Source organism: Frateuria sp. Soil773 (assembly GCF_001428405.1).
In the GTDB taxonomy this organism is placed as follows: domain Bacteria; phylum Pseudomonadota; class Gammaproteobacteria; order Xanthomonadales; family Rhodanobacteraceae; genus LMSL01.
In genome coordinates, this window is sequence record NZ_LMSL01000013.1 from 76,849 (window position 1) to 97,463 (window position 20,615).

A 20,615-nucleotide genomic window follows, 5' to 3' on the forward strand; every position below is an offset into this window, starting at 1 on the left:
TCTCCATCGTGATTCTTGAACAAACGCACGCCACCCGACGCCTGGATTGCCAGGCCATGGGCCTGTTGCCTCCCCCCGACACGGCATCGCTCGGCACCGCAGCCACGAGCCTTTCACGCGGCGGCGCGGGCAGCACCCAGGCCAGCCCTGCGCTACACGAGATAGCGCGTATACGAAATCCGGCGCGGCGGCCTATGCCTGTACGCCGGCGGCGACCGCCGCCTGGGCGGCATAGGCACGCTGGTAGCCCGGTCGCGCCTCGCCGCGCGCGACGTAGGCGGCCAGGCTCGGAAATTCGCCCAGCAGGCCCGAGGGCTTCAGCCTGAGCAGCACCGACACCATCAGCAGGTCGCCCGCGCTGAACGCCCCATCGAGCCAGTCGGCATCGCCCAGGCGCACCGAAAGCTGGCCCAGCCGGGCACGGATGCGGTCCGCGATCAGCGGCAGGCGGTCCGGCGTCCATGGCTTGCCGGCCTCCACGAATTTCGCGGTGACGAGTTCGAGGATCGGCGGCTCCACCGTGCTGAGCGCGGCGAACATCCACATGATCGCCCGCGTCCGTGCATCGGGATCGTGCGGCAGCAGGCCCGCGTGGCGCTCGGCGATATGGAAGACGATCGCGCCCGTCTCGAACAGGGCGAGCCCGCCTTCCTCGTACGTCGGAATCTGCCCGAAAGGATGGAGAGCCAGGTGCGCGGGCTCCTTCATCGCCTGGAACGAAACCAGGCGAACCCCGTAGGGTAGGCCCGCCTCCTCCAGCGCCCAGCGGACACGCGTGTCGCGCGCCAGCCCCTTGCCGCCATCGGGTGACGTTTCAAAGGCGGTAATGGTGATGGTCATCGCGGGGTCCTCGTCGGCAGGAAGGTCATGGTTGCTGGTCCGGCAGGTTGTCAGGGGCTTGGGAGGTCGGAAGCGATTGCCTTGCCGCCGGCATCCTGCCGGCATCGCCCATGGCATCCCGTCCATACGACGATCCAGCCCCGCGCAAATCGACACGACCGCCTGGAGCCTGGGCCTGCGCGCACTTCTGCCCGGCGCCTTTCTTTCCCGGACGTTCTTGAGAAAACGGATATCGCCCAGATTGCTTGGAACTCCTGGACTTCCTCCCGCAGGGCCATGTTCGACAGGATCAGAAACTGGCGCATACGCCGCGCCGTCGCCCGGCATCCCATCGCCGAGCCGTTGTGGCAGCACGCATTGCGCCGGTGCGCGCCGGCGCGCCGGCTTGGCGCCTCCGACCAGGCCGCGCTACGCGTGCTTGCCACGCTGTTCCTGGACGGCAAGTCGCTGGAGCCGGTCCAGGGGCTGGAGCTCGACGATGCCGACCGCGTCCTGCTCGCGGTCCACGCCTGCATCCCCATCCTGAAACTGGGCCTTGACTGGTACGACGGCTGGCACAGCGTCATCGTCTACCCGGACGCGTTCGTGCCGCATCGCACGCACACCGATGCGGCGGGCGTGGTCCACCAGACCCGCACCGCGATGGCCGGCGAGGCCTGGGGACGCGGGCCGGTGATCCTGTCGTGGGCGGACGTGCTGGATGCCGGGAAGCGGCCCGGGCACAACGTGGTCATCCACGAAATGGCGCACAAGCTCGACATGCTCAACGGCGACGCCAACGGCTTCCCGCCCCTGCACCGGCGCATGGATCGGCGCGCATGGACGCAGGCCTTCTCCGACGCGTGGAAGCGCCTGCACGGCGATCACGACAAGGGGCTGCCCTTGCCGATCGACCCGTACGGCCTGGAAAACGAGGCCGAGTTCTTCGCGGTGGTCAGCGAGCAGTTCTTCGAGGCGCCGGCCGCCTTGCGCCAGGAACTGCCTGAGGTCTACCGGCAATTGGAACGGTTCTACCGGCAGCATCCGTTCTGAAGTGCCTGGAAGGGCATCGGATCACTCGCGCCATGGCGAACGGCGCCAAGCCGGCGTATGGTCCGCAAACGGCGCCGCCTCAGGGGGAGACAGGGACATGCGCAAGGAAGGCGGCGTCGATGCGAACGCGACAACGCATCGGGATATGGAGCCACCGAAGCTTACGTTCGCGGCGTTGAACGCAAGGGTAGACGCCTTGCCGGAGTTTCCGGAAGGCCCGGCAATCTTCTCGAAGAAAGCCAAATGGGGATACGCGCTGGCAGCCGCAGGTGCGCTGTTTGCCCTGCTCTGCATCAAGCTGCTTCCGAACAACATCCATACCGTCATTCTCAGCTCACTGGGTGTCGCCGTGGAAATCGCAGGCGCCGTTGTCGCCGCCATCTCTCAGGTACCGAGGAGGTGGCCGACATTCGCCAGCGGGCGCCGTGAATTTGCAGAGCAGCTGGATTTCGATTTGCCCCACCACCTGGCGCTGATCGACTGGCTGCGCACCTTCCCGCCCGACCAACGCAAAATGCTGAGTGAGTTCATCAGCTATCGGCACGCGCGCATGAAGGAGAAACTTCCCATGCTCACGGGCGGGATCGAAAAGCTTGGCGCCCTGCCCGTCGTCATCGCGCTCTACCTGCAGTTCAAGGACATGCGCTGGCCCCCTCATCCCAGTTGGATGGAAGTCTTCCTGATCTTCGCATTGGTCCTTGGCTACTGGCTGAGCGTGTTGCAGATCAGCGTCAGGCTGCGGCTTCAGCTCTATGAGACGCTGCTCGGAAAATCGCTTGCGTAAAGCCGGCCAGGGAGCACTGAAGAAAGGGCTTTTTTGCGCGAATGATGAAGTGTGACGTTTCGCGTTTAAGCCGATGCCGTTCGGCCCTACGCTTTCATTCGACGCCGGTATCCGGTGTCGGCCGGGCCGCGTGCCCCTCGCGCATCGATGAAGGAACCACCCGGATGATCCCTTCTTGCCATCCAGGGTCGGTCCCGGCCTTTGCCCCTCGCGTGCGCCGCGGCCACTCCGCGCCCAGCGACTGCCTTTCGACCGACCGCCATCGGCGATGCCCTGCCCGGCAGGCCGCTCGCACGCATCGTCGCCCTTCCACCCAGCCAAGGGAATTCCCGCCATGTCAGCCAGCCACGATCGATGGAACTTTCTGGTCATCACCACTGACGAGGAGCGTTATCCGCCAACGTACGAAGACCCGACCATCCGGCAATTCCGCCAGCAGCATCTGCACGGCCTTGCCGCGCTGCGCGAGAACAGCCTGGAGATGCACCGGCACTACGTGGCCAGCACCGCCTGCAGCCCCAGCCGGACCAGCATCTACACCGGCCAGTACCCCTCCCTGCACGGCGTTACCCAGACATCGGGCATGGCCAAGCAGTGGTACGACCCGGACATGTTCTACCTGGACCCCAACACCGTACCGACGATGGGCGACTATTTCCGCGCCGGTGGCTACCGCACTTTCTACCGCGGCAAATGGCACCTGTCGCACCCGGACATCAACCTGCCCGGCAGCGTCAACATCATGCAGAGCACTACGAACGACGGCACGCCGATACCCCGCGCGGTGGAACTGTACAAGGCCGCCAACAAGCTGCACGACTTCGGCTTCGACGGCTGGATCGGCCCCGATCCGCACGGCTCGGCCCAGGCCGACATGGGCATCAACCGCGATCCCGGCTTCGCCAACCAGGTCATCCAACTGCTGGACGCGCTGGAGAAGGGCGACAGCGACCAGCCCTGGCTGACCGTGGCCTCGTTCACCAATCCCCACGACATCGTGTTCTTCGGTACGCCCTGGCTGTCGTTCGGCTACAGCTACGACTTTCCTGATTTCATCAAGAACCTGAAGTTGCCGATGCCACCGACGCGCTGCGAGGACTTGTCCAGCAAGCCCAGGGCGCAAAAGGACTACGCCGAAAAGTACGGCGAGATGTTCTTCCGCAACCCGACCATACCGCAGTACTTCCAGATGTATTACTACCTGCAGTACGTGGTCGACCAAGAAATCCAGAAGGTCTACCAGAAGCTCCGCGGCAGCCGCTTCTTCGACAACACCATCGTGGTCTACACCTCCGACCACGGCGACATGCTGGGGGCGCACGGCGGCATGCACCAGAAGTGGTACAACGCGTACGAGGAAACCGTGCACGTGCCACTCATCGTCTCCAACCCGAGACTGTTCAGCGGGCAGAAGCACAGCGAGGCCCTGAGCAGCCACGTCGACCTCATCCCCACCCTGATGGGCCTCGCCGGCATCGACCAGAAGGACGCCGCCGCCAAGCTCAAGCCCAGCCATTCCGAAGTGCATCCGCTGGTCGGCGCGGACTTGTCCGAACTGGTCCGCAGCGGCGGCGCCAACGGCGGGAGCGACAAGGCGCTGTATTTCATGACCGACGACGAGGTCAGCGAAGGCCTGACCGACGTCAACCCGCGCGGCAATCCGTACACCCCGATCGCCGAACCCTGCCACGTGGAAACCGTCATCACCCATCTGCCCGGCGAGAACGGCGAAAAGCAACTCTGGAAGTATTCGCGCTATTACAGCAACCCCCGGTTCTGGGGCGGCGCAAGCAACCCGGACCAGGCCATCGATATGCAACCCGAAGGCGGCCCCGCCGAGTTCGAGCTGTACAACCTGAGCGAAGATCCCCTGGAAACCGTCAACCTCGCCGGCACCTGCGGCCAGAAGCGCGCGCACGACGACGTCATCAAGGCACTGCAATCGGTGATGCTGGAGCAGCGGATCAAGAAGCGCCTGCTGCCGACCGGTCAACCGGGCAATTGATGGAAACGACGGCGCCAGGAACGAGCGGCGCCTGACTCAACAAGTGGTGCCCAGCCCAAGCGGCGAACCTCCACTTCCGTCATTCCTGCGAAAACAGGAATCCAGTGCCTCAAAGCAAGTTGTCAGGTGCATGAAAGACACTGGATTCCCGCTTTCGCGGGAATGACGGTGCTTGAGCAAGCGCGCTTCGTATCGGGAACAATGTAAGAAACGCGACAGCCGCGCCGGCGCCACCCCACTTCGGCAAGTGTCTCCGCCTCCCGCTCTTCGGCACATGCCGCAGGCGCTTGCCTGTAGCGCAGCAGACCAAGAGCATTCCGCAAGCGAAGGCAACACGTTGTTGCCCGCTTGACAATAAGTACGTACGTACATATTCTTTCAGGCATGGCGAGACACTCGAACAAACAGGCACTGCTGGACGCCGGCCTCCGGGTCATGTTCAAGCACGGATTCAACGGCGCCGCCGTCCGCGACGTGGTTGCGACGGCTGGCGTTCCCCATGGTTCGTTCACCAACCACTTCCCGTCCAAGGAGCAGTTCGGAAAGGAGGTGCTGGACCAGTACTTCGACCATGTCCAGACCCTCGTCGAGGCCGCCCTTCAGGACCGCAGCCTGAATCCGCGGGCACGCATGGAGCGGTATCTCGACCTGATCGTCGAGCGTCTGCGGGCTGATGGATTCGAGCGCGGCTGCCTCATCGGCGACCTGGGCATCGAGATGACCCAGACCAGCGAGCTGATCCGCAACCGCCTGCGGGCCGTGTTCAGGCAATGGCTCAAGCCGTTCGCCGAGTGCATCGCGGAAGGCCAGTCGCTGGGCGAATTCAGCTCGGACTTCAAGGCCCAGGACATCGCCGAATACTTCCTCGCCTCCTGGGAGGGGGCGATCCTCCGAATGAAGATCGAGCGCTCGATCGCGCCGTTGAACCGCTTCAGGAAGATTTTCTTCGCAACCGTCTCCCCTTAAGGAGTCGCACATGGCTGACATCGAGCTTCCCAAGGCAAGCGTCTACGGTTCGGACATGGCCTACCGGTCGATGGGAGACCGGCGCAAACCGACCGCCCTGTTCCTCCATGGCAACCCAACTTCTTCGTACATCTGGCGCAACATCATGCCTGCCGTATCGGAGGTGGCCTACTGCATCGCGCCGGACCTGATCGGGTTCGGCCAATCGGGCAAGCCGGCCATCCCGTACAGGTTCGCCGACCACGCCGCCTACCTGGATCGCTTCCTCGTGGAACTCGGGATCGACGAGGCGTATGTCGTCGCGCAGGACTGGGGCACGGCGCTGGCGTTCGAACTGGCGGCGCGCCGGCCTTCGTTCGTCCGCGGCATGGGTTTCATGGAATTCATCCGTCCCATGAAGTCCTGGGACGAATTCCACCAGGTGCAACAGGCCCGGGACATCTTCATGAAGTTCCGCACACCCGGCATCGGCGAGCACCTGGTGCTGCACGAGAATGTCTTCGTCGAAAAACTCCTGCCCGGCTCGATCCATCGAAAGCTCAGCGACGAGGAAATGGCGGTCTATCGCGCTCCGTTCCCGGACGAGGCATCGAGGATTCCGACCCTGCGGTTTCCGAACGAGCTCCCTATCGCCGGAAGCCCGCGGGAGGTGCATGACGCGCTCACCGAGGCGCATGCGGCGCTCAAGGAATCCACGTATCCGAAAACCCTCTTCGTCGGCAATCCTGGCGCGCTGGTTTCCCCTGCATTTGCGCGAAGCTTCGTCGGGACGCTGAAGAACTGCGACCTCGTGGAACTGGGAGATGGAGCCCACTACCTGCAGGAGGATCACCCGCAGGCGATCGCCGAAGGCGTGGTGAAGCTGATCCAGCGCGCGGAAGCAAAGCGCAGGGAGCCGATGTCGCCATGAACGTCAAGATCGAATACTGCGCACCCTGCGGCTACAGGAAGCGCGCCGACGCGGCCGCGGCCGCCCTGAAAGAACACCTTGGCATGGATGCCGAACTGGTTCCCGGAAAGGGAGGCGTGTTCCGCGTCTACGCGGACGGCAAGGAGATCATCGCGCGCGCCAAGGGGCACTTCCCTTCCCCGGAAGAAATCGTCGCGGCCGTTGCCGGCTACAAGGCGAACGGCTGAGCCCACGCGGCAGCGCCGACCGGACACAACAGCGACGGAGACGAAGATGGCCCATCCCACAATGATCCCAGCCGGCCAGGGTGCCGGGCTGCGCCTTCGGCGCGGAGAGCAGATCCGGCTCATCGACCCCAACGGCGGGCAGAGCGGCGACCTGCTCGCCTTTACCGACGATGGTGCCCAACGCCTCTCGAACGGCCGCACGTTTGACTACAACGGAAAGGTCTATCTCTCGACCGGCGACGTCCTGTGGTCCGACCGCAGCGAGCCGATGCTGACCATCGTCGTCGACGAGGTAGGACGGCACGATTTTCTCTACGCGTCCTGCAGCATCGAGATGTATCGCATGCAGTACGGCGCAACGGGATACCACGCGAACTGCCACGACAACCTCTGCGCCGCGTTGCGCCAGCAGGGAATCGAGCCGGAACCGTTGCCGACCGCCTTCAACTTCTTCATGAACGTGGAAATCGCGGCGGACGGCCGCCTGACGTTCGCACCGCCCCGATCCCGCGCCGGCGATTCGATGATCCTGCGCGCCGAGATGGACCTCGTCATCGCACTGTCGGCCTGCCCTGCCTCCACCTGCAACGGCGGCGGGACCACCGGGCCGCTTGCCTTCGAGGTGCTCTGACAGGCGTCCGGGGGAATCCGTCAGCGAGATCCGGCTCACTACTCCACGAGCCAACCGCATGCCTGCGTCGCACCAAGCCCCTACCGTACGCAAGAAGACGCGATGCCATCGGGAGCGGCCGGGGTTGACGGGATTCAAACGAAAATCGTCCCCGTCGCCTTTTCCCGGCGCCCCGGTTTCGACCTATGGCAAAACGACGCGATCAGGTTCACTTATCACGGATTCGTAAGTGGGCCTGACCCCGCTTTTCCCCTCCCTTTTGGCCCCGGTTTCAAGTTCCGGCAAACCACCTGCCGTGGATGGCCATGTCCGGTATGCTCGGCGCTCCCATCCCCGTGTCGGAGTGCTCCCATGCGTATCCGCGGACTCAAGGCTCTCGGCTCTTTCCTCGCACTGCTGCTGCCCGCACTGGCGTTCGCCGGCGAGCCGGTGGTTCTCCACACCAGCGACGCCGTCGCGGTCCACGGCACGCTGACCGAGACCGCACCGCACAACGACAAGGTGTTGCTGCTGTTTCACCAGGCCGACGCCAGCCGCCACGAATACGACCCGCTGATTGCCGGGTTCAACAAGCTCGGCTACGACACGCTGGCGATCGACCAGCGCTCCGGTGGCGACCTGTTCGGCGGGCACAACGAGACCGTCCAGGCGCTGGGCAAGTCGGCGGACTACCTGGACGCGGCGCCCGATCTCGATGCCGCACTCGCATGGGCGCGCGCAAGGCACTACGGCAGGATCGTTGCCGTGGGCAGCTCGTACTCGTCATCCCTGGTCATACGGCTGGCCGCCAAGCACCCGCAGGGACTCACCGCCATCGCCAGCTTCTCCCCCGGCGAATACTTCGGCGACAAGAACCTGATCAAGGACGCCGCCGCCAAGGTGACGATCCCGTTCTACATCACCACCGGCCCGGACGAAGCGGACAGGGTGGCCGAGGTGCTGAGCAAGGCGCACGGCAGCAACATCGTGCACTACCAGCCGCGGGCCGGCGTACACGGCGCTTCCACCCTGGTCCAGTCGCGCGACCCCAAAGGCTACGCGGCCAACCTGAAAAGCTTCGAGGATTTCCTGCGTCAGCTTGGGCCGTGACCGGACGCCGGAGATTGAATCCGCGCTCCGACAGATGTTTAGGCGTTTGAGCAAATGACTCCCGGCTGGCTTATTGCCAGCCGGTTGAGTCTTCATGGTTAGGCGAGGCTACGCCGCGATCTGCTCAAGTGTCTTGCCAAACAGGCGATACACCTCTTCCAGGTCGCAGTCCGCCTGAAGTCCTAGCCAGAAGCGCTCACTGGTTCCCAAGGCAGCGGCTAGGCATACGGCGGTATCCACCGTGACGCCGCGCTTGCCGAGCGATCTCGTTGATGCGGTGCGGCGGAATGCCGGTAGCGCACGCCAGCGCGTTTTGGCCGATACCCATGGGTGTCAGGAACTCCACAAGCCGCACTCCGCCATGACGTTTGTTGGGCAGGTTCTTCATGACCGATTCGCTAGCAGACGCGCCGTTATTCGAAGCGTCCTCATGCGTTTCCAAAAACGCCCATAGCGTTGCGCAAATTAATCAAAAACACGGACTACAAAATAAAGTCCATTCCCTACAAATTAATCCCAGCCACCTGACAGATTTTATTTTCCTTCCGCACTACGATGAAAACCGCCACAGCGCAATAGCCGCCGCCCGGCGAAACCACGACCGAAGGAAAATCCGCAAGGCCAAAAGCAACGCGGGCCGCATGGGCTGGAACCCATGCGACCCGCTAACCACAACCAACTTCTGGAGAGTTGATCATGGCTACCCCCAATCATACGTCACCCGCGCACCACGACACGCGCATCCCCACCAACCCGCTCTCACGCCCCTACTGGACCCTCGCCGACGCCGCCCCCGAGCAGCACGACGCCGCCACCCTCGTCGGCCTCACCACCGCCATCCGCGCCCTCGCCCGCGTCCTCACCAACAGCGAAGCCTTCCGCGACCTCCACACCAACAGCCAAAGCGACACCATCGACCCCGGCTGCTGCCCGCTGGATGCGCCAACCACCGAAGGCCTCTTCGCCGCCCTGTACTTCCTCAGCGAGCAAGCCGAAGGGCTCAGCCAGTTGCCCATTCCCACCCCGATCCATTCAAACGACGTGCCGTACTGAGTGCCAAACAGAAACCGGGGTCAGAGCACCCTCCCAAAAAATGCACTCTGACTCCAATTTTGGGTTTTGATCGACGTGGTCGGGCTTGGTCAGTCGGCCACGGCAATTCAACATCCAACCGGAGGACGTTTAATTCCCTCCGTCCCATATTCCCCATATTCCCCATATTCCGCCTACGATGTCACCTTGACCGCCCGGTTGTTCGAGGAAGGCACGCTGGGGCGCGTCGGGCGGGCACTGGAGGCGAAGGTGGCAGTGGGCGGTGAAAGGCCAGCAGGATTCTGATCCGCCTGGGCTGATCCAGTCAGTTGGACCGAAAGCGCGCCGGAGCGATCCGGCGCGCTTTTTCATGGAGCTTCCCGATTACGGCAACGTGACCGCCCACAAGCCCCCTGAACTTCCTGTACCGCCTCAAGTCGATGAAGGAGCCTGCCCGGGCACTCCTGTCCGGGCCATCGACGGGAGACATGCCTTGAACAAGATGCACCTGAAAGCGGGTAGCGCCCTTTTGCTGGTCATGATGTTCGGCCAGGCCCGGGCCACCGAAGCCAGCCACGCCACCGCGTCGCAGCGCATGCCAAACAGCTATGCGCATGCGGCAAAACTGATCGACCTCGGCGATGGCCGCCATCTCAACCTGCGCTGTTCGGGCGGCGGACCGCAGACCGTCGTGCTGGAGGCTGGCGCAGTCGCCGATTCCTCCACCTGGTTCAAGATGCAGCCGCTCCTGGCCGCTTACGCGCGCGTCTGCGCGTACGACCGGGCCGGCTTCGGCTTCGGCAGCGAAGGGCCGATGCCGCGAGGTCTCGACGCCGACGTGTCGGATCTGCACGCGCTGATCCAGCGCGCCGGCCTTGCGACCCCACTGGTGATGGTGGGGCATTCGCTGGGCAGCAATATCGTTCGGCAGTACGCGAGCCGCTATCCGGCAAACGTGGGCGCGATGGTCCTGCTCGATCCGCCCGCGCAGGACATCGGCCGGTTTGCCCCCGCTTGGCAGAAGGACGAGGACACCTTCTCGGTACAGCGGTTCGCGTTTCTTCGCCGGTGCGAGGCTGCCGCCGAAAAACACGAACTGACGTCTACCAATCCGGAACTGAGCCAGTGTCGCGGCGGGCCCGATCCGCTCGCCAGCGCTAAGCTCAACGCGGTAAACCTGGCCCTGATGTCGAAACCTGCGTACTGGCACACCGTGCTGTCGGTACTCCAAACCAATGTCGAGGTGTTCAAGCAGCCCGTGTCAAAGCAGGAGACGCACGGCTCGACACCCCTGATCGTGCTGTCCGCCGCCAACACCTATGCCGATGCGCTGCCACGTGACCGCAAGGGGTTGGAAGAAGCCCGGGCTCACACGCAGGCGCAGATCGTCGCCACTTCCTCCCACGGCACGCTGGTACACGTTCCGGATACCTCGCATGACATTCAGATCGATCAGCCGGGTGCGGTGGTCAAGGCGGTCAGGCAAGCGCTGGGGATGACGCAGCGCGCGCCGAAGTAAGGCTGCCCACCTGACGGGATCAGGTTCACTTCCTGACAAACCCGGGCACCGCACACCTACACCGCCCCGGGCCTCGGCGCTACCGCAGCCCGCGCCCGCGACCCGCTCATCACACCGCACCCGCTCTACTAGCGATGGGTAGCGACCCCAATGAACGCGCCCACGCCTACCAACAATGACTCGACGCAGGCATCGCGCCCGATGACCTGCGGCACCCGCGTGCGTATGCCAGCCAGGAACGCGCGCTTGGTGACGAGCGCTTCCAGCGCATGGTGGAAACCACCCTCGGACGCCCTGCCGCGTGCCGCCCGCGTGGGCGGCCACCGCTGGCAAGCAGCCAGGAACCTATTTAATTAGCCACGCCCCCTTTAATTGTTTTGCTCGCCTGCGCTTAATTCCCTCCGTCCTCTTTTGCGTACTCGTTCAAACTTGATGCTACGCACGTCCCTTTATCGGCCTAGTCAGCTTACGGACCTGAATATGGCACGAACTAAGCCACTCACACCACCAAACTGGTGCGCTTTAACGGCAACCTTATCGTGAAGCGCCCTCTCGATCTTGATACTTACGCGTTTATCCTTCACCGCAGATAAGGCGCCGAACTTTTCCGGAATAAAGGCCTTTTTTCCGGAAACAAACCCTTCCATACTTGAAATCACGAATTTGCTCACGCTTTCACCCACAGGCAAAGTAGCCCTCACCTTTTCTAGTAAACCACCCTCTACTCGGAAAGCAATCTGTACTTTATCCGACATTTCATAGTTCTCCTCGTCACTCCCAGCACAAAAACATTGCAACATCAAAAAACGACCCGCTCCGCGCCAACTCTAGTATGTCGAAACCCCACGGAAGTTTCGCCATTCTGGAAAGATGAGGAAAGATGCAGACTTACTATCCGAGATTGGAAGGCGGGTCAAGTTCAGGCGAGAAGCGCTTGGACTGACCCAGGAAGAGCTGGCTTTTAGGGCTCATTCTCACAGGACGTATGTGGGAATGCTCGAACGGGCTGAAAAAAGCATCTCCGTCGTAGCGCTTTCCAAGTTCGCCACCGCTCTAGAAACGACTCTATCTGAGTTGTTGGAGGGGCTGTGAGAGGCCCTCAACGCGACACGGTCGGCGTCGGCACGGCAGAGTTTGCTGCCTCCTTGCTTGTAGACCTCTACGTCTCACTGAGAAGGAATCTTCAACGCTGGGCGGCGGTCACTCATCAGACCCCTCAAGCGAGAATGGGATACGTTGGTCAACATCTGGTCAGTGTTGTCACGGGCTTTCCCGGCGGGAGATCCGGGGCTCGCGGCGACGATCTGAAGCTCCCCGGCGGAGGTGTGGGTGAGATCAAGTGTTGTTATCGGGTAGACCAATTGGGTGTTTGTAAACACTGTGGTACGCGAGTCGCAAGCATAGAAACCCTGTGTCCGTCCGAGACGTGTGGGTCAAGGGACATAGTTAGGAAGGATGATTCAAAATGGCTTCTGTCGCCAAAGTCCGAGAGCGAACTCAAGGAGCTTTTTCTCCCTAGACTGTATTATTTGGTTCTATTTGAGTTCGCCGACCTTGCAGCCGCTACTGATATCAATGTTCAAATCTTTACGGTAGATCCACGCAACTTAGGCTTCCGCCTGTGCATGGTCGACTATTATTTTAATATCCGATCCAACTCCAAGTCGGCCGCGCCATTTAACCTTTGGCCTGGCAGTCTGAAGTTCTCCTTAATGAAGCCCGAATTAATATATTGGTCCGTGATAAAGCCCAATGACTCGGTGGAGACTAAGCTATTCCCTGGTCGCGATAAAGCTCAGCTACATGCAATTGCGCCGCTTAAAGAATACGCCAACTCAGATACCTTGTCAGACGAAGCGATTGAAGAGCTTTTGAAGAAAGTAGGTCTCCCTCGGACAAAAATTTATCCTGAACATAACAGGAGAAAGAGAAGAGAAGGGGCCTTGGAGAAGTTGCAAGAGGCTCGCATCAAACATGGTTGGGACGATGCCAAGTTGGCGGACACACTAGCAAAAATCATTTACGGGCCAAAATTCTCGGAAGAGATGTACCGGTGGTCGGCGAGACACCTTCCGTAGACCCAAGCGCTAGAACATTGTCGCCTAAAGCTTCTCCGCAATAATTCGCTCATTGGCCTTCGCGGCAATCTCCGGATCAAGTTCGAAAGCGAGCGCTGAACGCCCCAGATTATTAGCTGCAATGACAGTGGTGCCGGATCCGCAAAAGGGGTCGAGCACGACATGCCCCTCTTTCGTGCTCGCTAAGATCAAGCGCTCAATGAGCTTTTTTGGCTTTTGTGTTCGATGAATTCTGTTTTCGGAATAGAAATCGACATCTGACCAAACGTTGGTCAACCCCATTTGTTGATTGAAAACGAAACCTTTCAGTTCATCAGGAGCTTCGAAATCGAGCACGTTCTCGAGCTTTTGCCACATCTCCAACGTCGGCACTTGGGCAAGAATATTGTTGCCGGTGTAAAGCGACCAAACGCCTCCGCCATTGGTTTTAACACCGAGACGTTGATTTATTTCCTTTGAGCTTAAGCCGAGCTCTTGCTGGCGCGCGAGTAATAGAGACCTAATCGCTGGCTTCGCATCGTATACGAAAAAGAAAATAGTCTCTGTTGTGTTAGGAAATTGCTTGTATGTACTCGTCTTGCGTCCAGCAATGGACTTAATACCCTTGTCAACTATGATCTCCTGCCGAAACTCAAACCCGAAATCACATACATCCCGAATCAAATAAGCCAAGTTTCTCACATAGCCAAAAAGATACACCGAAGCAGACTGCTTACAAACCCTCGCAACTTCTTCAAACCAGAGGCGACACCATTGTCTGTAGTCTTCTTCGGTGCGCCACTTGTAGTCCCAACTCTCTCCCACAACTTTCCAGTACGGGGGATCGAGTATTACGAGGTCAACAGTTCGACTCGGCACCTTTTTAAGTAAGTGCAGGCAATCCCCGACTATTACTTTGTCCGACTCAATCGCTTGCTCGATGGTAATTAGTTCCTCAGAACTACTCTTCCTGGCATTCGGGCGAGGGGAGTAGGCTCGCGTCCGTTTACGTTTTTCCCCAATAAGACTCACATATTTCTCCTATATTCCCCACCCACCTCATACAACGTATGGCTAATCTGCCCCAACGAGTTGTACTTAACCGCCTCCATCAACTGCTCGAACACATTCCTCCGCTCCCTCGCCGTGTTCTGCAACGTCCGCAAGCTCTCCGGCACCAATGAGTTCCGCGCACTCCCATACGTCTTCACGTTGGCGATCTGCGCCCCCTTCTCCTCGGGCGTCGAGCGGATCAGCTCGATCTCGGTGGCGATCTCGCCGCCGTGGTCCTTGGGCAGGAAGGTGTTGACGCCGATCAGGGGCAGCGAGCCGTCGTGCTTCTTGTGCTCATAGTACAGGCTCTCTTCCTGGATCTTGCCGCGCTGGTACATCGTGTCCATGGCGCCGAGCACGCCGCCGCGTTCGCTGATGGCTTCGAATTCCTTGTATACGGCCTCTTCCACCAGGTCGGTGAGTTCTTCGACGATGTAGCTGCCCTGCCAGGGGTTCTCGTTGAAGTTGAGGCCGAGTTCCTTATTGATGATCATCTGGATCGCCACGGCGCGGCGCACGCTTTCTTCGGTGGGCGTGGTGATGGCTTCGTCGTAGGCGTTGGTGTGCAGGCTGTTGCAGTTGTCGAACAGGGCGTACAGCGCCTGCAAGGTGGTGCGGATGTCGTTGAACTGGATTTCCTGCGCGTGCAGGGAGCGGCCGCTGGTCTGGATGTGGTACTTCATCATCTGGCTGCGGCTGCTGGCGCCGTAGCGCTCGCGCATGGCGCGGGCCCAGATGCGGCGGGCGACGCGGCCGATCACGGTGTATTCCGGGTCCATGCCGTTGGAGAAGAAGAACGACAGGTTGGGCGCGAAGTCGTCGATGTTCATGCCGCGCGCGAGGTAGTACTCCACGATGGTGAAGCCGTTGCTGAGCGTGAAGGCGAGCTGGCTGATCGGGTTCGCGCCGGCTTCGGCGATGTGGTAGCCGGAGATGGATACCGAATAGAAGTTGCGCACCTTGTGGTCAACGAAGTACTGCTGGATGTCGCCCATCATGCGCAGGGCGAATTCGGTGCTGAAGATGCAGGTGTTCTGCGCCTGGTCTTCCTTGAGGATGTCGGCCTGCACGGTGCCGCGTACGGCGGCGAGGGTGTCGGCCTTGATCCTGGCGTAGGTCTCGGCGTCGACCAGTTGGTCGCCGGTGACGCCCAGCAGGCCGAGCCCCAGGCCGTCGTTGCCCTTGGGCAATTCGCCGGCGTAGCGCGGGCGCTCGCGCCCTTCGTACAGCGTGGCGATCTGCTTTTCGGCGGCAGCCCAGCGTGCAGGGTCTTCCTTGAGGTGCTTTTCCACGTTCTGGTCGATCGCGGTGTTCATGAACATCGCGAGGATGATCGGCGCCGGGCCGTTGATGGTCATGGAGACCGAGCTGGTGGGCGCGCTGAGGTCGAAGCCGGAGTACAGCTTCTTCATGTCATCCAGGGTGGCGACGTTGACGCCGGAGTTGCCGATCTTGCCGTAGATGTCGGGGCGCGGCGCCGGGTCTTCGCCGTACAGGGTGACCGAGTCGAACGCGGTGGACAGGCGCGTGGCGGCGCCGCCCTGGCTGAGGTAGTGGAAGCGGCGGTTGGTGCGCTCGGGCGTGCCTTCGCCCGCGAACATGCGGGTGGGGTCCTCGCCGGTGCGGCGGTACGGGTAGACGCCGCCGGTGTAGGGGTAGTGGCCGGGGAGGTTTTCCTTGCCGAGGAACAGGAGCTGATCGCCCCAGCTTTCGGTCCTGGGCGGCGCGACCTTGGCGATCTTCTGGTGGCTCAGGGATTCGCGGTAGTTCTCCACGCGGATGGTCTTGCCGCGCACCTGGTACTCGTTGACGTCCTTGGTCACCGACTCGCGCAGCGCCGGCCAGTCGCGCAGCAGATGGATGGACTCGTGGCTGAGTTCCTTCAGCGCGGCGTTGTAGCGCTGGCGGAGGAGCAGCAGGGTGCGGTCGACCGCATGCTCGTCATGCCGGCGCAGGCCGGCATCCAGTGCCTTGGCATTTGAGTCGTGCGCTTCGCGCGAGTCATTTGACTGGATCCCGGCCTTCGCCGGGATGACGGCGTTTTGCAGGTCCTCGGCGACGTACAGCTCCAGCGGCTTCGGCAGTTTGTCATCGTCCAGTTCCTTCAGCGACTCGTAGTAGTGCTGGGCCTTGCTGGCGGCTTCGGCCTGGTGCGCGATGGAGGCGTTGATGCCGCGACCCTGCTCGGCGATCTCGGCGAGGTAGCGCACGCGGCTGCCGGGGATCAGCACGGTGGCGCGCGGTTCCTTGAGCGAGGTGTCGACCTCGGGGGCGAAGTCGCAGCTCGGGCTGCCGATGGCCTGGCCGTGCCTCGCGCTCACCTTTTCGCGCAGCAGGCGGCACAGGTTGGCGAACATCCAGGTCACGCCCGGGTCGTTGAACTGGCTGGCGATGGTGGGATACACCGGCACGTCCTCGTCCTTCATGGCGAAGGCGGTGCGGTTGCGCTTCCACTGCTTGCGCACGTCGCGCAGGGCATCCTCGGCGCCGCGCTTGTCGAACTTGTTGAGCACGACCAGCTCGGCGAAGTCGAGCATGTCGATCTTCTCCAACTGGCTGGCCGCGCCGTAGTCGGAGGTCATCACGTAGACCGGGAAATCGACCAGGTCGACGATCTCCGAATCGCTCTGGCCGATGCCGGCGGTCTCGACGATGACCAGGTCGTAGGGCTGCGCCTTGAGGAAGTCGATGCAGTCGTGCAGTACCACGCTGGTGGCCGCGTGCTGGCGGCGCGTAGCCATCGAGCGCATGTACACGCGCTTGCTGCGCAGCGAGTTCATGCGGATGCGGTCGCCCAGCAGCGCGCCGCCGGAGCGGCGGCGGGTGGGATCGACGGCGAGCACGGCGATGCGCATCCCGGGGAAGGCGTGCAGGAAGCGCAGCAGCAGTTCGTCCACCACGCTGGACTTGCCGGCGCCGCCGGTGCCGGTGAGGCCGAGTACCGGGGTGTGCTTGCCGGCGAGCTTCCACTGCTTGCGCTGGTGCTCCAGCTCGGACTCGGACAGCTTGCCCTCCTCGATCGCCGAGAGCATGTGGCCGATGGAGATCTCGTCGTCGATGTCCACCTTCGGCACGCGGGCGTCTTCGGACGCGGCGCGTTGCGCGGCGGCGTCGCCGGCGCGGTGCATCACGTCCTCGATCATCTCGGTGAGGCCGAGCTTCATGCCGTCGTTCGGATGGTAGATGCGCTCCACGCCGTAGGCCTGCAGCTCCTTGATCTCTTCCGGCGTAATGGTGCCGCCGCCGCCGCCGAACACGCGGACGTGGCCGGCACCGCGCTCCTTCAGCATGTCCACCATGTACTTGAAGTACTCGACGTGGCCGCCCTGGTAGGAGCTGAGTGCGATGGCGTCGGCATCCTCCTGCAGCGCGGCGCGCACCACGTCCTCCACCGAGCGGTTGTGGCCCAGGTGGATCACCTCCGCGCCCTGCGACTGGATGATGCGCCGCATGATGTTGATCGCCGCGTCGTGGCCATCGAACAGGCTGGCCGCGGTGACGAAGCGCAGCGGAACGGCTTCGGCCTGTGCGGCGCCGACGGGGACGTGCTTGGCGGGGGAACTCATGGCGACTCCGACATCGTGGGCTTGAACCCCACGATTCTAGTGGATCGACCATCGGCGTGCGGTGCGCTGCCGCGTACTTGGACGTATGGCGGCGAGGCAACGCCGGCAGCCTACAGGCCGCGGGAACGGCCTCATCCCTGGATGCTCCGCGGGATCGGTTCCCCGCGATCCCCGTGTATGCGGGGGCTCGAAAAAACGATGGGTTGCTTGTCGCTCCTGCAAAGCCGGTAATCCTTGGCCTTTGCTTTCAGGCAAGAACCATAAAGGCGCCGGACCCCGGCTCTCGCCCCCTTTTCGGGGTTCGCCGGGGTGACGGCGGCTGTCGGAATTTTCGCAAAGTGAAGCAACCGACTACATGCACAACCCAAGGTTCTCGCTGCCGACCACCCGGCTGCCCACCTCCTCGCCGCGCAAAAAGGCGAGCGCGGCGTCGATCACCTCGGGCGCATCGAGCACGCGGCGGTGGCCGAGCCCCTGCGTGGTGAGCAGCCGCGCGCCCGGCCAGTACTGCGCGTAGCGTTCGCCCTCGCCCCACGGTACGTCCTCGTCGTCGAGGTCGTGCACCACCAGGCCGGGCTGGCCGAGCCTGGGGACGTGGCGATGCACCTGCAGCTCGTCCACGCCGACGCCGGTGCGGCGCACCAGCCACGCATAGAACGGCTCGCGCAGGTGCTCGCCCAGCCGCACCAGGCGGAAGAAGCGGCCGGCCGCCGCGGCCATGTCGGCCGCGGGCGCCACCAGGATCAGCTTGTCGGCATGCCAGTGCTCGTCCTGCGCGAGCGCCACCGCGGCGCCGCCGAGCGAGTGGCCGACCGCCAGCGCGGCCGGCCCGTAATGCTGGCCGACGGCCCGCAGCGTCGCGGTGAATTCCGGCAGGGTGCACAGCTTGCCGCTGCTGCGGCCGTGTCCCGGCTGGTCGAAGCAGACCACCGCGTAGCCCAGCGCGCGCAGCTTCGCCACCCACGGCAGGAAGCGCAGGCCGAAGCTGGACCAGCCGTGCGCGAGCAGCGCATAGGGTTGTGTCGCCGGGTCGCCCCAGACGTAGGTGGCGATGGTCTCGCCGTGCACCGCCAGGTGGCCGCGCTGCATCGCCGCGTCGCCCTGCGCTGCCTGCGCGCGGCTGCGACTGCTGGCGAACGGGGTGGCGAACAGGCGTGCGGCGCGGTCCGCGGTGCGCCGGGGAGCGATGCGGCCACCGAGCGCGAAACCGGCGCGCACGGTGCCGAGCTTGAGGCGGGTAGCGAAGCCCGGACGGCTTGCGGCGGGGGATGGAGAGGACATGCGGGGGAATTCCTCTAGGGTTGCCAACTGCGCCAGAGGCGCTCGAAGGCCGCCGCGGCGCGCCGGGCGGCCTCGTCGAACCCGAACAGCCCGGCGTCGTGGTGCAGGCCGAGCATCAGGGCATAGATCTCGAAGGCGAGCTGGCCGGCTTCCGTATCGGCGCGCAGGTGACCGGCCTCCACCGCCTGGCCGATCGCCTTCTCCAGCTCGCCGCGCCAGCCGGCCTGCTGCCGCACCACGCCGTCGTGCAGCGCGCCGTCGCGGCCGTCGTACTCGCTGGTGGCCGAGAGCAGCACGCAGCCGCTCTGGTGTTCGTGGCACCACTCGAACCAGTGGGCAACGATCGCGCGCAGGCGCGGCAGGCCGCGCGGCCGCTTCAGCGCCGGCAGCAGCACCTTGTCGATGAAGCGGCGGCGGCCCGTGTCGAACACGGCCAGTTGCAGCTCCTCGCGCGAGCCGAAATGGGCGAACACGCCGCTCTTGGACATGCCCACGTCGGCCGCCAGGGTGCCGATCGACAGGCTTTCCAGGCCGCCGCCGCAGGCCAGCGCATAGGCGTGATCGAGGATGGCTTCGCGGGTGGCGGTACGCTTGCTTGGGGTGTTCGTCGCGTTCATGGGCGACACAAATAGCACGACCGTTCGTTCTTTTCAACGAGCCGACGCGATGCCCCCGCCATTTCGCGCGGTTATGCTTCACGCCACGGCCGCCGCCACGCGCACCCCATGGAGGACCCGCATGAAACGCCGACACCTGCTCGCACCGCTCGCCGCCCTGCTGCTCGGTGCCTGTGCCACCTCGCCCACCGGCCGCTCGCAGTTGATCATGGTGTCGGACAGCCAGATGAGCCAGATGGGGCTGACCGCGTTCAACGACATGCGCAAGCAGGGCAAGTTCGTCGATGCCCCGCGCGAGCGCGCCTATGCCACCTGCGTGTCCAGGGCGCTGATCGCGGTGCTGCCGCCGCCTTGGAACACGCAGCAGTGGGAAGTGCAGATCGTCGACGACGACACCGCCAATGCCTTCGCCCTGCCCGGCGGGCGCATCGGCGTGAACAAGGGCATGTTCAAGATCGCCAGCGACCAGGACCAGTTGGCGGTGGTGCTCGGCCACGAGCTGTCGCACGTGGTGTCGCGGCACGGCGCCGAGCGCGTGTCGGACAACATGGCCGCGCAGGCCGCCGTGGCCGCGGGCACGATCTACGCCGGCACCCGCGGCACCAATGCCGGCTATGCCGCCGCCGCACTGGGCCTGGGCGCCGAGGTCGGCATCCTGCTGCCGTTCTCGCGCACGCAGGAAAGCGAAGCCGACACGCTGGGCCAGCGCTACATGGCGCAGGCCGGCTTCGACCCGCGCGCGGCGGTCACGCTGTGGAACAAGATGGAATCGCAGGGCGGCAGCAAGCCGCCGGCCTTCCTGTCCACCCATCCGGCGCCGGGCAAGCGCTCGCAGCGGCTGGGCCAGCAGGCGCAGCAGTTGATGCCGGTGTATGAGCAGGCGCGCGCCAGCGGCCACGCGCCCAACTGCCGCATGTAAGAGCCTGTTCAAAATCTTTTAAGTAGGAGGGCAAGGAACGCCAAGTGGATGAATTGCAGGCTGGTGTGGAGCCTGCGCTCGCAGTTC

18 protein-coding genes and 1 pseudogene are annotated in these 20,615 nt (G+C 63.2%); 12 read left to right on the forward strand and 7 right to left on the reverse strand.

What is annotated here, in order from left to right; genetic code table 11:
* Positions 1-192 precede the first annotated feature (192 nt).
* Positions 193-840, reverse strand: coding sequence for a glutathione S-transferase family protein (locus ASG87_RS06460; RefSeq protein WP_056002579.1), 648 nt, complete (start codon positions 838-840; stop codon positions 193-195).
* A 276-nt stretch (positions 841-1,116) separates the two neighbouring features.
* Between ASG87_RS06460 and ASG87_RS06465 the strand changes: the two genes are divergently transcribed.
* From ASG87_RS06465 to ASG87_RS06500, 8 genes are all read left to right on the forward strand, one after another.
* Positions 1,117-1,872, forward strand: a complete 756-nt coding sequence (locus ASG87_RS06465) for a M90 family metallopeptidase (protein WP_056002582.1) — start codon at positions 1,117-1,119, stop codon at positions 1,870-1,872.
* Between the two features lie 97 nt (positions 1,873-1,969).
* Positions 1,970-2,656: a hypothetical protein gene (locus ASG87_RS06470; protein ID WP_157510919.1), complete on the forward strand. Its 687-nt coding sequence runs from the start codon at positions 1,970-1,972 to the stop codon at positions 2,654-2,656.
* A gap of 334 nt (positions 2,657-2,990) precedes the next feature.
* On the forward strand, positions 2,991-4,661 hold the full coding sequence (locus tag ASG87_RS06475; protein WP_056002588.1) for a sulfatase-like hydrolase/transferase: 1,671 nt from the start codon (positions 2,991-2,993) through the stop codon (positions 4,659-4,661).
* Between the two features lie 384 nt (positions 4,662-5,045).
* Positions 5,046-5,627 (forward strand): TetR/AcrR family transcriptional regulator, encoded by a 582-nt coding sequence (locus ASG87_RS06480; protein WP_056002591.1) that lies wholly within the window; start codon positions 5,046-5,048, stop codon positions 5,625-5,627.
* 10 nt (positions 5,628-5,637) lie between these two features.
* Positions 5,638-6,537 (forward strand): haloalkane dehalogenase, encoded by a 900-nt coding sequence (locus ASG87_RS06485; protein ID WP_082582792.1) that lies wholly within the window; start codon positions 5,638-5,640, stop codon positions 6,535-6,537.
* Positions 6,534-6,764, forward strand: coding sequence for an Rdx family protein (locus tag ASG87_RS06490; RefSeq protein WP_056002594.1), 231 nt, complete (start codon positions 6,534-6,536; stop codon positions 6,762-6,764). The genes ASG87_RS06485 and ASG87_RS06490 overlap by 4 nt, the downstream gene beginning before the upstream one ends.
* Before the next feature lie 46 nt (positions 6,765-6,810).
* Positions 6,811-7,395: an urea carboxylase-associated family protein gene (locus ASG87_RS06495; RefSeq protein WP_157510920.1), complete on the forward strand. Its 585-nt coding sequence runs from the start codon at positions 6,811-6,813 to the stop codon at positions 7,393-7,395.
* A 351-nt stretch (positions 7,396-7,746) separates the two neighbouring features.
* On the forward strand, positions 7,747-8,484 hold the full coding sequence (locus tag ASG87_RS06500; protein ID WP_056002600.1) for an alpha/beta hydrolase: 738 nt from the start codon (positions 7,747-7,749) through the stop codon (positions 8,482-8,484).
* Positions 8,485-8,592: 108 nt separating this feature from the next.
* Here ASG87_RS06500 and ASG87_RS19245 read toward each other — a convergent pair.
* Positions 8,593-8,872, reverse strand: a pseudogene (locus ASG87_RS19245) (HigA family addiction module antitoxin).
* 308 nt (positions 8,873-9,180) lie between these two features.
* Here ASG87_RS19245 and ASG87_RS06505 point away from each other — a divergent pair.
* Together ASG87_RS06505 and ASG87_RS06510 are read left to right on the forward strand one after the other, a co-directional pair.
* On the forward strand, positions 9,181-9,537 hold the full coding sequence (locus ASG87_RS06505) for a hypothetical protein (RefSeq protein ID WP_157510922.1): 357 nt from the start codon (positions 9,181-9,183) through the stop codon (positions 9,535-9,537).
* A gap of 481 nt (positions 9,538-10,018) precedes the next feature.
* The gene (locus tag ASG87_RS06510; RefSeq protein WP_235499583.1) at positions 10,019-11,035 is read left to right on the forward strand and encodes an alpha/beta hydrolase; all 1,017 of its coding nucleotides are present in this window, start codon (positions 10,019-10,021) and stop codon (positions 11,033-11,035) included.
* Positions 11,036-11,496: 461 nt separating this feature from the next.
* Here ASG87_RS06510 and ASG87_RS19905 read toward each other — a convergent pair whose 3' ends face one another.
* Positions 11,497-11,790 carry a hypothetical protein gene (locus ASG87_RS19905; protein ID WP_157510923.1) on the reverse strand — a complete coding sequence of 98 codons (294 nt, stop codon included), beginning with the start codon at positions 11,788-11,790 and terminating at the stop codon, positions 11,497-11,499.
* A 333-nt stretch (positions 11,791-12,123) separates the two neighbouring features.
* Between ASG87_RS19905 and ASG87_RS19910 the strand changes: the two genes are divergently transcribed.
* Complete coding sequence (locus ASG87_RS19910; RefSeq protein WP_157510924.1) at positions 12,124-13,113, forward strand: MamI family restriction endonuclease; 990 nt, start codon at positions 12,124-12,126, stop codon at positions 13,111-13,113.
* A gap of 24 nt (positions 13,114-13,137) precedes the next feature.
* On the opposite strand, the gene ASG87_RS19260 is transcribed toward ASG87_RS19910, so the two are convergent.
* From ASG87_RS19260 to ASG87_RS06525, 4 genes are all read right to left on the reverse strand, one after another.
* The gene (locus ASG87_RS19260) at positions 13,138-14,124 is read right to left on the reverse strand and encodes a site-specific DNA-methyltransferase (protein ID WP_200949019.1); all 987 of its coding nucleotides are present in this window, start codon (positions 14,122-14,124) and stop codon (positions 13,138-13,140) included.
* Complete coding sequence (locus ASG87_RS06515) at positions 14,121-17,711, reverse strand: methylmalonyl-CoA mutase family protein (RefSeq protein WP_056002608.1); 3,591 nt, start codon at positions 17,709-17,711, stop codon at positions 14,121-14,123. The genes ASG87_RS19260 and ASG87_RS06515 overlap by 4 nt, the downstream gene beginning before the upstream one ends.
* A gap of 351 nt (positions 17,712-18,062) precedes the next feature.
* Complete coding sequence (locus tag ASG87_RS06520; RefSeq protein WP_056002611.1) at positions 18,063-18,992, reverse strand: alpha/beta hydrolase; 930 nt, start codon at positions 18,990-18,992, stop codon at positions 18,063-18,065.
* A gap of 14 nt (positions 18,993-19,006) precedes the next feature.
* Positions 19,007-19,609, reverse strand: a complete 603-nt coding sequence (locus tag ASG87_RS06525; RefSeq protein ID WP_056002614.1) for a TetR/AcrR family transcriptional regulator — start codon at positions 19,607-19,609, stop codon at positions 19,007-19,009.
* A gap of 121 nt (positions 19,610-19,730) precedes the next feature.
* On the opposite strand from ASG87_RS06525, the gene ASG87_RS06530 reads away from it, so the two are divergent.
* The gene (locus ASG87_RS06530) at positions 19,731-20,528 is read left to right on the forward strand and encodes a M48 family metallopeptidase (protein WP_056002617.1); all 798 of its coding nucleotides are present in this window, start codon (positions 19,731-19,733) and stop codon (positions 20,526-20,528) included.
* The last annotated feature ends 87 nt before the right edge of the window (positions 20,529-20,615 follow it).